Genomic DNA, 15,309 nt, shown 5'->3' with positions numbered 1-15,309 from the left:
TGCTTCCTACAGCAGCTGCAGGGCAAAGGGCATGCCCCGCAGTCGCGTGCCCCGCGGGGCATTGCCGATATCTTCCGGGAAGATGACCAGACCGTCGGCGTTGGCGAAGGGGATAAAGTGGGAGGACTTCTGGTTTTCGCCGCCCCGGGCGTGCCAGTGTCCGTTGATCAGATCGAAGTTGGCACGGTTGAACACCAGGTGCCCCTGGCGGGAGCGCATGTCATTATCCAGCTCCACATCCACTTCGACGGGGTGATGGTCAGGGCGCCCCATGATTCGCTTCAGAGCCGGAACAACGTAGACCAGCATCACCGTGAAGAAGGCTGAAGGGTAGCCGGGCAGGCCGAAAAGAACCTGCTTGCCACGGGAGGCGAAGAGCAGGGGGCCACCGGGCCTGATGGCGGTACGGGTAAAGTGCAGGTTGACATCCAGGCTCTGGAAGATGGGTTTGACAAAGTCATATTTCCCCATGGAGACACCACCGGAAGTCAGCACTACGTCGCACTCCTCCATGGCCAGCCTGATGGTGGTGGCAATCTGCTCGCGGCTGTCCTGCACCATGCCGTAGCTTGTGCAGGGAATCCCCATGGCCTGCAGGATGTACTGGGCGGTGTACTGGTTGGTGTTGCGTACCTTTCCCCTCTGGTGGGGGCTGTGGCTCTCAAGGAGTTCATCGCCGGTGACGATGATGCCCACCCGGGGTTTGCGGTAGACGGACAGATGGGTGGCACCCAGGTAGTGGATCAGGGGCATGCGTGCCCAGTTGAGCCAGGTGCCGGCTTTCAGGGCGATGTCTTCTCCATGGGCCTCTTCACCGGGCTGGCAGATATTCTCCTGGGAGCCGTACTCCTGGGAGAGGGCGATATGGTCTCCCTCCTGGACGGCGTCCTCGACGCGCACCACGAAGCCGCTGTTTTCCGGAACTTCGGCTCCGGTCATCACGTGAATGGCTTTGCCGGAAGTCAGGGTGGTGGAAAACCGGTGGCCGGCTCCCACCTGCTCCTGCACGGTAAAGTGCCGCACGCCATTGAGGCGATCTTCCTCGCTGATGGCAAAGCCGTCCACAGCAGCTTTTTTCACGTCGGGATAGGCGTGGTGGGTGAGAACATCACGGGCCAGCACGTGGTCTTGAGCCTCGTTGTGGGGCAGGGAGACCACCTCCAGGGGCGCGGTATGCCTGGCGATGAGTTCCGATGCCTGGGGGAAGGGAATATGGTGCAAGCTCATCGGACACCTCCAAAGGTGCAATTGGGAAAGTGGCAGGTTGGGCATTGCTGGCACAGTCCACCGAGGGACGCGTGGTCCAGCTCGCGTTTGTGTATGGGCAAGCCAGCCAGCAGGCGCGGCAGGTAGATGTCCAGGGTCGTGATGGGCGTGCTGAGGGCGCCGGCCGGGATGGTCAACACGGGTATCGTGCGGGTGTGCTCATAGGCGATGGTGAAATTGTTCCCTGGCTGTGCTGGAACTCCCCGGCGCAGAGGAACTGCGCCGCTGTCGCACACGGCGGCAATGGTAACATCGTCGGGGTCAACGGAAGTTCCACCAGTGATGCAGACCAGCTCTGCTTTCGCGTAGGCTTCAGCCAGGGCACTGGCGATGTGTTGACGATCATCGGGCAGAAGCTGATGGTGGACGATCTCTACGCCGAAGGCGCCGAGTTTCCGGGTCAGTAGGGGCAGGAAGCGATCCTGAATGCGCCCTTCATACACTTCGCTTCCGGTCACCAGTACTGCCGCCTTTGTGACTCGGTATGGCGCAATACGTATCAGTGGCGTGTCCAGGATGTTCAGGGTGCTCTGGAGCGTGTCGCGGGGTGCAAAGAGCGGGAGGATACGGAAGGCCGCCACCCGGTCCTCAGCTTTTACGGCGTAATACTGTGGCAGGGTTGGCAATGCTATTTCCCCGTGCTGTTCGTGGAGGCGGAAGAGTCGCTGCGAATCTATGCAGAGGACGCCTGTGGAGCGGGCATAAAGTCCAAGGCGGCCCTGAACGGGCTTTGTATCATGGGAGATTGTGTCAGGGTCTCCGATGCGGCTGATGACGGCCAGAGCAAAGTCATCCTCATGGACGGCATCGGAGCTGCCATCGTTGTCAGCATAGATGTGGTTTTTCCCGAGATTTTTCAGGAGTGCGACATCGGCGGCTTCAATGCGGTGCCCACGAAAAAAAGCGGTGCTTTTGACACCGCTTTGTGGATCAATTCCCATGATGTCGTGGCCAAGGCTCAGGCCGATGGCTTGTTCGACGGGGACTTTTTTCATGGGCTCTGTCCCAGAGAGCGCAATACCGCTATATATTGTTCCCGCGATATCTGGATGATACGGTACTGGTCATCTTCGCGTGGTTCCACCAGAAAGCGGCGAACCTGTCCCGGGCGCCCGACCGGGCCGTGTTCCTTGTTGTCGATAAAGACGTTGACGCCTCCGGCGTTGCCCAGTGCGACGATAACGGTTCCCTGTGATTCGATGGAAAGGCTTCTGCCTTCCCGCAGGGTGGTGGTTTCCATGGCTTCCCCATGGGAGCCAACCATCTTTACCCAGGCTTCACTCAACCCCTCCAGCCGAACGGACAGGGGGATGTCGTTGAGAAAGGCACCGGCAAAAGGATTTTCCGTTGCGGTTTCCGTGCTTGGCTGTGTGGCCTGTTGCTGCGCGGCTGCCTGCTCCCGCTGACGTGCTTCGCGTTCCGCCTGCAGTCGTGCCTCTTCTTCTGCCCTCAGGCGAGCCTCTTCCGCCTGTTGTTGTCGCAGCTCCTCCTGTCTGCGTGCTTCTTCCTCGGCGGCCTGCTGCTCCTGGAGGTTTCGCTGGGCTTCAGCTATCACGTCGTACTGTTCACGCTCTGCCGCAACAGGCTCCTGGGGCTGGGATGAGAGGTAGAAGTAGGCAATGGCGGCGACAACGACAACGACAACGGCGCCGAAGATGACCGGGGAGAGTGAACTGTTCTTGTTGATGATTTCCTTGGCGGATTCTTTTTTTTCAGGGTCCGAGCTTTCCCGTGGAGCTTCGCCAGGTTCAATTTCGCCGAGCATGGTGAACAGGAGTACCTTGGCGTACTCATAGTCCCCGCGGACTTCGTTGCAGATAGCTTTAATGAAACCCAGCACGAACGCTTTCGGGGGAAGGAACTGGTGCTGATCATTCTCAATGGCAGCAATCTGACTGACGGCTATTTTGGTGCGGTCAGCGACTTCCTCGACGGTGATGCCGCGGGCTTCCCGCAGCCTTTTCAGGTAAGAGCCAAGCGTTTCGGGCTCTGTGGCGTCGTGAGGTGTGCCGTGAATGTCGGTTTCCTTCATGCGCGATTCCTTTCAAAAAGTATCTTAAGTCCTTGAAGGGTCAAGTCATGGCTGTATTCGTGGAAAAGCCCTGATTCCTGGTGGAACAAAGAGCCCAGTCCGCCGGTGGCGATTACATAGGGCTTCATACCCTCTTCCTGGGAGATCCTTTGAACTATCCCTTGTATCATAGAGACATATCCGTAGTAAATACCCGACTGCAGCGAATGAATGGTATTGCGACCCACGACTTTTTTGGGCCGGGCAATTTCGATGAGTGGCAGGCGATCGGTTCGTTCCACAAGCGCTTCCAGTGATACGGTTATACCTGGAATTATGGCCCCGCCGATATAGCTTCCGTCGGGTGAGACGACGTCAAAGGTGGTGGCCGTGCCGAAGTCGACGACAATAGCGGCACCCTGCGCCTTGTCATAGGCTGCGACCGCGTTGACGATGCGATCGGCACCTACCTCCTTGGGGTTGTCCATGCGAATGGGCATCCCGGTGCGCACTCCGGCGGAGATAATCAGTGGTTCCTGGCCAAAGAGGGTGGTGGAAAGTTTACGGAAAACCCTGGTCAGTGGAGTGACCACGCTGGAGATCACGACTCCCTCCACATCCCTTGGGGAGATGTCTTCAAGGCGCATCAGGTTGCCCAGCAGAACCATGTATTCGTCGGTGGTGCGGTGAATATTCGACTGCAGGCGCCACTTGGTGCGCGCGTTCATGTCATCGCCATCAAAGACGCCGATGACCACATTGGTGTTCCCTACATCAATAGCTATGAGCAACTTCAATTACCTCGCCGGAGCTGATAGTGGTTATGGTGCCATCCTGGTTTTTGACGACCAGTGAGCCGTCATCTGCCATATCCAGTGGTGTGAACACCTGGTCATGGCGGCGGTCGCGATAGGGGCGGCCGAACATGGCGCAGGACGCTTTCCATCGGTCGACGAGGGCACCCCCGTTATGGTTGAGGAGTTCATTGTAGCCGCTGAGCAGCTCTTGCGCAATGGATAGAATAACCGCAGGGCAAGAAAAGGTGGTGTTTGCCGTCAATATGCGCAGGCTTTGGGCAATTTCGGCCACTTCAGGAGGGAATTGCGCCTGATTGACGTTGAGCCCGATGCCTACTATGACGTTGCGGGGAGTGCCACCCTGGGTGCGCAGTTCCGTCAGGATGCCGCAGAGTTTACGCCCTTTTGTGTCGGTTATGTCGTTGGGCCATTTCACCCGGACGTCTGCGCCCAGCGCACTGCAGGTGTTGAGTACGGCCACTGCCGCCAGGACGGGAATGAGGGTGAGGTGCTGCATCTCACGGGGGGCGTCAAGGCAGACGGAGAAGGCGATGGATTCACTATCGGAAAACCATGGGCGTCCGAAGCGCCCTCGTCCGCCGGACTGGATTTTCGTGGCGGCAAGGGTTCCGTGCTCAAGGGTGCCGGACTGCTCCAGCAGATAGCTGTTAGTGGAGGGAGTACTCTCCAGCAGATCCAGGCGGTGGGGCCAGGTGGCCAGAATTTCACCGAAATCTTCCTCGCTGCGCTGGCCGGAAGGGTTGACGTTAAACGCTGTTTTACTCATCTCGCTCCCTGTGTGAAGATAAGCTCCAGGAACCCTTTTACAAAAACGGATTTTTCTTATAAAATCCTTGAATTCCCTATCCATATTCAGTAATGTGCTGCAACTTTACCGCACCTGGCCGAAGGCGGTGCTCTAGGAATTTTGTATCAATCTTAGCAGTCGTCGGTTTGTATGTACAGAGAATAATTTTTGTGACAGCGGGAGCGTTCCATATGAGAAGTGATCGTGTAAAGAAAGGGATCGAAAGAGCCCCTCACCGTTCTTTAATGTATGCCACCGGCGTCAGTAAGAAATCCATGGAACGACCATTTATCGGAATAGTTTCCAGCTTTACGGATCTGATTCCGGGGCACACTGGCATGCGGGATCTGGAGCGCTTTATTGAAAAAGGGGTCCATTCCGGTGGGGGCCAGTCATTTATCTTCAGCGTGCCCGGTGTCTGTGACGGCATATCCATGGGCCATGTGGGAATGCACTACTCCCTGCCGACCCGTGAGTTGATTGCCGACATGATAGAGTCTGTGACCATGGCCCACGCGCTGGACGGCCTGGTACTGCTGACCAACTGTGACAAGATCACACCGGGGATGCTGCTGGCGGCCGGACGTCTCAACGTACCCTGCATAGTTGTTACCGCCGGACCGATGATGACGGGGAACTACAAGAATATCCGCCGTGATTTCATTACCGACACCTTTGAGGCCATGGGTCAGTGTCAGGCTGGTTTGATTACCCGTGATGAACTGGATCGCCTGGAGATGACCGCCTGCCCCGGGCAGGGATCCTGTCAGGGGCTTTTCACCGCCAATACCATGGCCTGTGTCAGCGAAGCCCTGGGTATGAGTCTGCCCTACTGCGCCACGGCGCTGGCCGGGTTTGCTGAAAAGCGGCGCATCGCCCAGGAGTCGGGGGAGGTCATCTGCCGCCTGGTACGCGAAGACATCAAGCCTCGCGATATCATGACCGCACAGGCTTTTGACAATGCCATTGCCATTGATATGGCTCTGGGTGGTTCCACCAATACCGCTTTACATATCCCCGCCATTGCCCACGAATGCGGCATCCGCATTCCCATGGAACGATTCGATGAGATCAGTCGCCAGGTACCCAATATCTCAAGCCTCAAACCGGCTGGTATCTACTATATGGAGGACTTCCACTTTGCAGGTGGTATTCCTGCCGCCATGCAGCAGCTGGGAGCCAATATCCACGACTGCCTGACGCTCAGTGGCCTCACCACCGCCCAGATCGCGGCTCAGGCCATCAATTACAATCAGGAAGTCATTCGCACCATGGACAACCCCGTGAAAAAAGAGGGGGGTATCGCTGTGCTCAAGGGGAATCTTGCTCCCGGTGGCAGCGTCATCAAGCAGACGGCGGTCAGCGATGCCATGCGTCATTTCAGCGGCACCGCCAGGGTGTTCAACTCTGAGGAGATGGCCATGGAGGCTATCATGGGCAAGCAGATCAAGGCTGGTGACGTGGTGGTAATCCGCTACGAGGGACCGCGCGGTGGCCCTGGCATGCGCGAGATGCTGGCGCCCACGGCAGCCATCATGGGCATGGGGCTGGGCGAGAAGGTCTGCCTGATCACCGATGGCCGCTTCAGCGGTGGTACCCGTGGCCCCTGTATTGGGCACATTTCACCGGAAGCCGCTGCCGGAGGACCCATTGCCGCGGTTCAGGAAGGTGATACGATCATCATAGATCTGGATAGCCGCTCCCTGCAGCTGGATATTACCGATGAGGAAATCGCCCGACGTATGGAGCGCGTGGTTCACCCTGAACCGAAGATCAAAACCGGCTGGCTGGCCCGTTACGCCCGCCAGGTGACATCGGCCGATACCGGCGCGGTGATGGAATAACCAGACAGGTTTGTCGTAGCTGCAAAGGCTATTCACATAGGTCAGAAACCGGAGGGTATGCATGAAACTGACAGGAGCGCAGATATTTGTTGAATGTCTGAGGAAAGAAAATGTGGATGTGATGTTCGGTTACCCGGGGGGGGTTCTGATCGGTATCTACGATGCTTTGTATGATTCCGACATCAACCACATCCTCACCCGTCACGAGCAGGGCGCGGCCCACGCCGCCGACGGTTATGCCCGCAGCACCGGCAAGGTGGGTGTCTGCATGGCTACCAGTGGTCCCGGTGCCACCAACCTGGTAACCGGTATTGCTACGGCGTACATGGACTCGGTTCCCATGGTGGTCTTCACTGGCCAGGTTCCCACGGCTGCCATTGGCAACGACGCTTTCCAGGAAGCGGATATCGTGGGTATCACCCGCCCTATTGTCAAACACAACTATCTGGTGCAGGACATCAGCGAGTTGGCCACCACCATCAAGGAGGCTTTCCACATTGCTTCCACTGGCCGGCCCGGGCCAGTGCTGGTGGATATCCCCAAAGATGTCATTCACGCCCAGTACGAGTTCAGTTATCCCGAAGAAGTGAATATTCCCGGCTATCGTCCCACCACCAAGGGGCATCCCGGACAGATCAAGAAATTCGTGCAGCTGGTGAAGCAGGCCAGGCGTCCGCTGTTCTATGTGGGCGGCGGGGTGAAGGCCTCCAACGCGGCTGAAGAGTTGCGCACCATTGCTGAAAAACTGCACATCCCCGTTACCGAAACCTTGATGGGCCTTGGGTCGGTGGGCGGCTACAACAAGCTGTTTATCGGCATGCTCGGCATGCACGGCTGTTATGCCGCCAATACGGCTATCAGTGAGTGCGATCTGGTTATTGCCGTGGGTGCGCGCTTTGATGACCGCGTCACCGGCAAGCTCGACGAATTCGCCAAAGATGCCACGGTCATTCACATTGATATCGACCCCTCCTCCATCTCGAAGAGCGTCTTTGCCCACCATCCCATTGTGGGTGATGTGAAAGAGGTTCTGCAGGATATTCTGCAGGAGCTGGAAAAGCACGACGTCAAGGAAATTGCCAGTGGCCATGACGACTGGGTGGAGCAGATCCAGCAGTGGCAGCGTCAGTACCCCCTGACCTATGTGCCCAGCGATGAAGTCATCAAGCCTCAGTTTGTGCTGGAGACGCTCAGTGACATGATCAAGGAGCGCGATGCCATTATTACCACCGAGGTTGGCCAGCACCAGATGTGGGCTGCCCAGTTCATCAAGCATCGCGATGCGCGGCGCTTTGTCACCAGCGGAGGCCTCGGCACCATGGGATTTGGCTTCCCGGCGGCAGTGGGAGCGGCCTTTGGCAACCCTGACTCCATCGTTATTGATGTGGCTGGTGATGGCTCCATCCAGATGAATATTCAGGAGATGATTGTGGCCGTTCAGTTCAAACTGAACGTGAAGATCCTCATCCTCAACAATGGTTTCCTGGGCATGGTGCGCCAGTGGCAGCAGCTGTTTTTCAACCGTCGCTACAGCAGCACCAACATCGAATTCCAGCCGGACTTTGTCAAGCTGGGCGAGGCCTACGGTGCCACGGGGCTGCGCACCAGCAAGCCTTCGGAAGTCGCCGGGGTGCTGGAGAAGATGCTCAACACGCCGGGGCCGGTTATTGTGGACATGGTTATCGACCGTGAAGAGAACGTCATGCCCATGGTTCCGGCAGGAGCCAGTGTCAGAGATATGATCCTGACAGATCAAATCTAAGCCAGGTGAGGACAGAGATGAAACATACCATAAGCGTCATTGTAGAAAATAAATTCGGGGTTCTGTCGCGGGTGACGGGACTGTTCAGCGGTCGCGGGTACAATATCGAAAGTCTCAGCGTGGCCCCCATTGATGACAATCGCTTCAGCCGTATCACCCTGGTGACTACGGGTGACGACAAAGTGGTGGAGCAGATTACCAAGCAACTGCACAAGCTTATCAACACCATCAAGGTCATCGACCTGACCAACGAAGAGCATATTGAACGCGAGCTGCTGCTGGTTAAGATAAACTGCCCCAACACGACGGTGCGCAGCGAAATTCTGCAGATCATGGATATTTTCCGTGGCAAGACGGTGGATGTGGCTGTCAAGAGCATTACCGTCGAGGTGACCGGTGCCGCCGAGAAGGTCAACGCCTTTATCGACATGATCAGGCCCTTTGGCATCAAGGAGATGGCCCGCACCGGCAAGGTGGCCATGCTGCGCGGTCAGAAGCCCTGAATCAATTGCTGCACCATCACAAAGGCCCCGCCGCTCATCTGAGCAGCGGGGCCTTTCATATTCACTCAGAAAAGTTCCAGCTCTCCCCCATCTTCCTCATGCCCCTCAAGTTTGTTGCATATCTGTTCAATATTGCTCATCAGGGCGTCGTCGAGGTAGTGGATATCAACAGCATCGCCGTCCACAAAGATATGGGTGGTGAATTTCTGGATATCCTCGGCCAGGCTTTCGAGCATGCTGGCCAGAATGCTCACATGGTTGTGGTCGAGGTTTTCGGTGTCAATGGCCTCAATGCTGATGACCAGCTTATGCAGGGCGTCTGCTATGGCGGAAAAGCGCATGAAACGGTCGAAGATCACCCGGTAGCTTTCGAATATCTCCAGGAAATCATCGCGCATCTCCATAGTGAATCCTTCGACGATCATGGTGCTGATGATGGAGTCCAGGCTGGCACCCAGTTCCATCATCTCATCGATGTCCTCCAGGGCGCTCTCCCAGTCCTTGGGATCACTTTTGAGCTCTTCAATGAAGTGCAGGGCCGAGACTTTGCCGGCCTTGAAGCTGTTGATGGCCTCATCCTGTCGCTTCTTCAGTTCTTCCTGGCTGATCTGGCTGACCTGTTCCATGGCCCGATCATAGGAGCTTGTCTTGCGTGGGCGCGTCGCGATCTGGCTGCGCAGCGATTCGATGTACTTTTTGGCCCGCAGCAGTTCAAACTGCTTGCGATGGACGATGAACTCCGATGCGCGTAACAGGACACTGGCCAGCTGGTGGGTCTTGACAGGCTTGAGGATAAATCCATCGATGCCGATGTTGATGAGTTCGATAAAGTACTCGGTCTCATGGTGGGCGGAGATCACAACGATCTTCTGCTCCGGGTCCATGGACTTGATGGCCTGGCTCAGCTCAATGCCGTTCATGCGAGGCATGCGAATGTCAGTTATGACAATATCGTAGCCGTCGTTTTTGCGGTAGAGCTCCAGGGCATCCTGCCCGTCCCTGGCCACATCGACTTTCAGGAAGAATTTCCCCAGCAGTTCGCCAAGCTGGCGGCCGAGGATCTCTTCATCTTCAGCGATGAGAATGCTCTGTTTGGCGGCAAAGACTTCCAGTTGCTTGATGGTCTTCATGGAGTGCTCCTGTTGCGGTGAAAGCGCAATTGAAATACGGCTCCGCCAGCACTGTTGCGGGCATGGATGGAGCCGTGATTGTGTTCTTCCATAATTACCTTGGACATGTAGAGCCCAAGGCCTGTTCCATTCTTGTTTTCCTTGGTGCTGAAATAGGGATCAAAGATCAGGGGCAGAAACTTTTCGGGAATGCCTCCGCCGTTGTCTTCTATTTCCAGACAGAGCTCCCCATCCTCCACCGAATCACGGAAAGTCACAACGGGATTTTCAACAGATCGTTCAGAAAGGACATCAAAGGCGTTTTTCAGGATATTGACAATAACCTGAATGATTTCATTGGTGTGAACATTGACGGGCTCCCTGGTGGCGGTCAAATTCTGCAGGACGATACTGTTGCGGGCGAACAGATGACCCATCAGGGCCAGGCAACGGCTGACCAGATCCGGTATGGGAATATCTTCCCGCGAGGAGGTGGGGCGGAAAAAGTTGCGGAAGTCTTCAATGACCCGTGAAAGGTAGTCGGTCTGCTGTTCAATATCGGTGACAGCTACGTTGATGTCCTTTTCGGTGAGAATACCCATCTGCTGGTAGGTGTCCAGGGTGCCAACGGCCATGGAGATGGCTGAGAGGGGCTGGCGCCACTGGTGGGCAATCATGGAGAGCATTTCCCCCATAATGGCGTGACGGGATTGCTGCAGAATCAGGGCATTCTGTTTGCGGTTTTTTTCCAGCTCCTCCTGAACCCGCTCTTCCAGGTGGCGGTTCAGGGATGCCAGCTTCTGTTCCGCTTTCCACTGGCGGGTCCAGTCGCGACTGACGGTGACAATGCCGATCACCTGACCGCTGTGGCTGCGCAACAGTGATGTGCTGGAGATAAAGCGTCGCATTTCCTCGGGGTTATCGTCCTTCCACGACCAGCCCAAAGACGCCTCGGGCTGTTGACGAGCCAATACCTTCTCTTCAAACAAGCGAAAGAATCGGGCATAGGTTGGCTCAAAGAGGTCCTCGTCGCTCTTGTCGACAATATCTTCTGTGTTGAGCCCGACAAAGTCGGCGAAAGCTTTGTTGCAGCCGATGTAGCGAAGCTGGCAATCCTTGTAGAAAATGAGATCCGACACCGAATTGGTGACAATGTCCAGCAGGGCCGCCTGCTGGGTAACTTCCTGCTCCAGCTGGTGGGATTTCTCCAGGGCCTGCTCCAGGTGCTTGCGCTCCACCACTTCACCATAGGTCTCCAGGGCGGCCTGGATGCTCTTTTTGCTGAGCAGCGCGGCCATGGCCTCCATGCCCGAGGTGAGCGCGGCAATGTCGGTTGCGGTGATCACGGGGCCGCGATTGGGCAGGATGGTTTGTACTGTCAGGCTCTGGATACGACTCAGTGCCAGCCCGAGCAACTGGCTGTTGGGTATGGCCTGAGAGTGATACTGGGCAATGGCTTCGAAATCGTCTTCATGGTGCAGAATTCCTGCACTCAGGGTGTTGCCGAAGAGTTCCCCGGAGAAGAGCAGCCCCTTTTCGGGAAAGCAGGTCACAAAGGAGCCGGGGCAGGGACAGTAGGGCGTCGGAATAAAGTGGCAGAGAAAGCCGGGTCGCGAAAGCTGAAAGTTGCGCTGATCAATGGGGTAGATGGAGGAGCGTACCCCCATCTGCCGCAGGCTGTCCGCCATCTGCCCCTGGGTGACGATGAGCAGATCGTCGCGCCCAATGCGTTTCTCCAGGTAGGGCAAAGCTCCACACGCCTCTGGAAGGGCACTGTTTACCACTATATAGCGGATCCGTTCCAGGGGGAAATCCCGGCGGATGCGCTCAAAATCCTCTTCCTGCCCAAGGGTTCCCCCGGGATTGAACAGGACGCTTTCGTGCTGGTTTTCCAGCCAGTAGGTGCGACTGTGGGGCTTCTGCCGCATGCGCACCAGAAAGACGTCGGAAGCTATACTGACAGGGAGGCCCTGACTGAAGCTGGAGTGCATAATGAATCCTCGGGCAGGGAAAATCATGGTCGCGCAAAGTCGACACCTGATATACTCTTTATATGTACGCCATGAAATACATTGCGTCAATTCCTCTTGCCCAACGAAAATCGGTAATAATTATTCCTGATTCTATAGGGGCAGGTGTTGACGCCCCAAGGTGCGTATCGTTACATTTCATTTCATTTCTGGAGGGGGCCTATGCTGGGTGGCATACTCTTGATACTGTTTTGTCAATTGGGAGGGGAAGTACTGGTTCGTTCCCTGGGGCTGCCGTTGCCCGGGCCGGTGGCTGGCATGGTGCTGCTGCTGGGTGTGGTTATTGTCTATCGCGATGTTCCGGCCACCCTGCGCAGTGCCACTGACGGGCTGCTGCGCTATCTTGCCCTGCTCTTTGTGCCCATTGCCGTGACAGGAATCATGGCGCACCGGATCTTTATGTATGAAATCTGGTTTCCCCTGACCGTGGCCATTCTCGGCAGCACCATCCTGGGCATTATCACGACCGCCCTGGTTTTTCGCCTGCTGATGCGACGCCAGCAGCGCTCCGGGAGGTCAGCGTCATGATGGAATGGGTGCTCGAAAGCTCGCTGCTGTGGCTGGGCATTACCATTACGGCCTTCTTACTGGGCAGCTGGCTCAATATCAAAGCCAGGCGAAACGCCCTGGTTAATCCGGCGCTGATCAGCATTTTTCTCGTCTGCGTTGCCCTGGTGGCCACGGGGGTTTCCCATGAGGAGTACTTCGCCTCCGTCTCCCTGATCCACTTTCTGCTGGGGCCTGCCACGGTGGCTTTGGCCATTCCCCTGTACGACCAGTTTGCCCAGATACGCCGCCTGCTGGTGCCCATCATGGTGGCCTGCCTGTGTGGCCTGACCGTCTGCGCCGTTTCAGCGGTGGCCATCGGCATGTATTTTGATCAGTCCCGGGAGCTGCTGATTTCTCTGGCGCCAAAATCGGTTACCACCCCGATTGCCATGGGCATCAGCGAAACCCTTGGTGGTCTTGGATCACTGACCGCGGCTCTGGTTATTATCACGGGCGTCTCCGGCAGTATTGTGGGGCCGCTGGTGCTGAAGCTGATCCGGGAGAAAGACGAGAATACCCAGGGCTTCACCATGGGTCTGGTGGCCCACGGCTTTGGAACTGCTTACGCTTTCAGCATCAGCCCTGCGGCCGGAGCTTTTGCTGGTCTGGCCATGGGATTGACAGGTCTTTTCAGCGCTTTCTTGCTGCCACTGTTTTTACAGTTGATGGGAGTGTGAAAACCCGCTCTTCAATGGTAAGTTTCTCAACTTTCGCACCCCCGAAACGGCAAGTTGTCGGCGCTGACCCACATGCAATGCTGGAATGGCCGAAATGGTTCTGCTCAGACTGCATTTCTTTTGCCACTTTGGACCCGCCCAAAGTGGCTGGGAAGCGGTCCCCAGTGCTGTCCTTTTCAGCCGTCCGCTTGCCTGGAACTGGGGACCGCAAACAACCGCCCTCCGTGGCGGCAACGCAGCAGATGGGGCTCTTTGAGCAGCCTGCTGTCGGATCTCCAGGACAGGCGAGCAGGCGATCCGGAAGAACGGGCGTTCGGGGGGCGCGTTTTTGTACCCTTTTTGCGCGGTCAAAAAGGGTAATATCTGGAAACAGAAAGAGGAATACCAGATGATTCAAGTAATTAAAATCAATACGGTTTTAGTGATGTAAAGGCTAGGATAATAATGCCTTAGTCCAAGGCAGCAAGATGCGAAACTTGAGTAAGTTTGTCATGTTTAATCACCCGCTGGGCGAACCAGCAACGGAAAGGGAGGGAAGAGGCCATGCGTGAAGTTGATGTAGCCATTATCGGAGCCGGATCTGCCGGATTGACGGCTTTCAGCGAGGTCAATCGGGTCACGGAGAATGTGGTGATCATAGAAGCCGGTGTGGGGGGCACGACCTGTGCCCGTGTCGGCTGCATGCCCTCCAAGGTGATGATTCAGGTTGCCGAAGATTTCCACCGGCGCGAATACCTGGCCACCGAGGGCATCATGGGTGCTGAGCACCTGCGTCTGGATATTCCTGCTGCCATGGCCCATGTGCGCAAAATGCGTGACCGTTTTGTGGCCAGTGTCATGGGCGGTACGGTGGCACGGGCGGGGGATCGCTATATTCGCGGTAAGGCCAGATTTTGCGGGATGAATATCCTGGACGTAGACGGACAGAAGATCAAAGCCGGCAAAGTCATTCTTGCCACCGGATCACGCCCCTTTGTCCCCGAGGGCTGGGAGCGCTTGCCAGTGCCGGTCTATACCAGCGATACCCTTTTTGAGCAGGAAGACTTTCCCGCCTCCCTGGCGGTCATGGGAACCGGTGTCATTGGTCTGGAGCTTGGCCAGGCACTGGCACGCATGGGAGTTGAAGTTACTGCCTTCGGACGCTCTGGACGGGTAGCCGGCATCACGGATCCCGAACTGAACACCTCTGCTGTAACTGCCTACAGCAGGGAATTTCCACTGCGCTTCTCGCGCGATATCCGGGTTGAACCCATCGCGGGAGCTTCAAAGGTGCGTATCGTCTGGCCGGAAGGCTCGGTGGAGGTCGATGGTATCCTGGCAGCACAGGGGCGTCGCCCGAACCTTGATGATCTGGGACTGGAGCCGCTGGATATCCCCCGTGACGAACATGGCATTCCCCTGTTTGACCCCCAGACCATGCAGGTGGGTGATCTGCCGCTGTTTATCGCCGGCGATGTGACGGGCAGCCTGCCGGTGCTCCACGAAGCCTCCGATGAAGGGCGCATTGCCGGTTACAATGCCGTGAATTCCGTGCAGCGTTTCCGGCGCAAGACGCCTTTGCTGGTGGTCTTTACCGATCCCAATGTGATGCAGGTGGGGCAGACGTACCAGCAGCTGCGTGATGCTGGTACCCCTTTCGAGGTGGGGCAGGTGAGTTTTGAAGGACAGGGGCGCAGTCTGGTTATGGGTAGAAATTGTGGGTTGCTGCGCGTTTATGGGCACCGTGACAGCGGTGCGCTGCTGGGAGCGGAAATGATGGGCCCGGCTGGAGAGCACATCGCCCATGAGCTGGCCTGGGCTATGGAGCGTGGGCTGGACGTGTTTGAGATGATTCGTCTGCCCTTTTACCATCCTGTGGTGGAGGAAGGTCTGCGCACAGCGTTGCGGGAGCTGGCCGCCCGGGTGGATAGGCGAAAGGCCCGCTGGGAACTTTCTTTTGCCTGAGCTTCCCCG

At 56.8% G+C, this 15,309-nt stretch carries 13 protein-coding genes; 6 read left to right on the top strand and 7 right to left on the bottom strand.

Annotated elements, in window-relative coordinates:
* Positions 1 to 6 precede the first annotated feature (6 nt).
* The 5 genes from ACZ46I_RS03485 to ACZ46I_RS03465 are packed head-to-tail and all read right to left on the bottom strand — an operon-like array spanning position 7 to position 4,861.
* A complete protein-coding gene (locus ACZ46I_RS03485) occupies positions 7 to 1,227 on the bottom strand; it encodes a molybdopterin molybdotransferase MoeA (RefSeq protein ID WP_464281434.1) in 1,221 nt (406 codons plus the stop codon).
* The gene (locus ACZ46I_RS03480; protein WP_013504747.1) at positions 1,224 to 2,261 is read right to left on the bottom strand and encodes a molybdopterin-binding protein; all 1,038 of its coding nucleotides are present in this window, start codon (positions 2,259 to 2,261) and stop codon (positions 1,224 to 1,226) included. The genes ACZ46I_RS03485 and ACZ46I_RS03480 overlap by 4 nt, the downstream gene beginning before the upstream one ends.
* Complete coding sequence (locus tag ACZ46I_RS03475; protein WP_013504748.1) at positions 2,258 to 3,298, bottom strand: helix-turn-helix domain-containing protein; 1,041 nt, start codon at positions 3,296 to 3,298, stop codon at positions 2,258 to 2,260. Before ACZ46I_RS03475 ends, ACZ46I_RS03480 begins: the two co-directional genes overlap by 4 nt.
* On the bottom strand, positions 3,295 to 4,068 hold the full coding sequence (locus ACZ46I_RS03470) for a type III pantothenate kinase (RefSeq protein WP_013504749.1): 774 nt from the start codon (positions 4,066 to 4,068) through the stop codon (positions 3,295 to 3,297). The genes ACZ46I_RS03475 and ACZ46I_RS03470 overlap by 4 nt, the downstream gene beginning before the upstream one ends.
* Complete coding sequence (locus ACZ46I_RS03465; protein ID WP_464281433.1) at positions 4,052 to 4,861, bottom strand: biotin--[acetyl-CoA-carboxylase] ligase; 810 nt, start codon at positions 4,859 to 4,861, stop codon at positions 4,052 to 4,054. The genes ACZ46I_RS03470 and ACZ46I_RS03465 overlap by 17 nt, the downstream gene beginning before the upstream one ends.
* 212 nt (positions 4,862 to 5,073) lie before the next feature.
* On the opposite strand from ACZ46I_RS03465, the gene ilvD reads away from it, so the two are divergent.
* The 3 genes from ilvD to ilvN all read left to right on the top strand — a co-directional run bounded on the left by ilvD (position 5,074) and on the right by ilvN (position 8,991).
* The gene (ilvD, locus tag ACZ46I_RS03460) at positions 5,074 to 6,726 is read left to right on the top strand and encodes a dihydroxy-acid dehydratase (protein ID WP_464281432.1); all 1,653 of its coding nucleotides are present in this window, start codon (positions 5,074 to 5,076) and stop codon (positions 6,724 to 6,726) included.
* 61 nt (positions 6,727 to 6,787) lie between these two features.
* Entirely contained in the window at positions 6,788 to 8,488 is a 1,701-nt protein-coding gene (gene ilvB / locus ACZ46I_RS03455; protein ID WP_013504752.1) for a biosynthetic-type acetolactate synthase large subunit, read from the top strand.
* A 17-nt stretch (positions 8,489 to 8,505) separates the two neighbouring features.
* Positions 8,506 to 8,991 (top strand): acetolactate synthase small subunit, encoded by a 486-nt coding sequence (ilvN, locus tag ACZ46I_RS03450; protein WP_013504753.1) that lies wholly within the window; start codon positions 8,506 to 8,508, stop codon positions 8,989 to 8,991.
* Positions 8,992 to 9,056: 65 nt separating this feature from the next.
* Here the strand turns inward: ilvN and ACZ46I_RS03445 are convergent, their stop codons facing one another.
* Together ACZ46I_RS03445 and ACZ46I_RS03440 are read right to left on the bottom strand one after the other, a co-directional pair.
* Complete coding sequence (locus ACZ46I_RS03445) at positions 9,057 to 10,121, bottom strand: response regulator (RefSeq protein WP_013504754.1); 1,065 nt, start codon at positions 10,119 to 10,121, stop codon at positions 9,057 to 9,059.
* On the bottom strand, positions 10,118 to 12,091 hold the full coding sequence (locus tag ACZ46I_RS03440) for an oxygen-binding di-iron domain-containing protein (RefSeq protein WP_226508354.1): 1,974 nt from the start codon (positions 12,089 to 12,091) through the stop codon (positions 10,118 to 10,120). Before ACZ46I_RS03440 ends, ACZ46I_RS03445 begins: the two co-directional genes overlap by 4 nt.
* Before the next feature lie 201 nt (positions 12,092 to 12,292).
* On the opposite strand from ACZ46I_RS03440, the gene ACZ46I_RS03435 reads away from it, so the two are divergent.
* From ACZ46I_RS03435 to ACZ46I_RS03425, 3 genes are all read left to right on the top strand, one after another.
* Positions 12,293 to 12,658: a CidA/LrgA family protein gene (locus ACZ46I_RS03435; RefSeq protein WP_464281431.1), complete on the top strand. Its 366-nt coding sequence runs from the start codon at positions 12,293 to 12,295 to the stop codon at positions 12,656 to 12,658.
* Complete coding sequence (locus tag ACZ46I_RS03430) at positions 12,655 to 13,356, top strand: LrgB family protein (protein WP_013504757.1); 702 nt, start codon at positions 12,655 to 12,657, stop codon at positions 13,354 to 13,356. The genes ACZ46I_RS03435 and ACZ46I_RS03430 overlap by 4 nt, the downstream gene beginning before the upstream one ends.
* A gap of 543 nt (positions 13,357 to 13,899) precedes the next feature.
* Positions 13,900 to 15,300, top strand: coding sequence for a dihydrolipoyl dehydrogenase (locus ACZ46I_RS03425; protein ID WP_013504758.1), 1,401 nt, complete (start codon positions 13,900 to 13,902; stop codon positions 15,298 to 15,300).
* Positions 15,301 to 15,309: the final 9 nt, after the last annotated feature.

It is taken from the genome of Desulfurispirillum alkaliphilum (assembly GCF_055378285.1).
The sequence above is the reverse complement of the archived record's forward strand: the minus strand, read 5'-3'. Positions and strand labels throughout refer to the sequence as shown.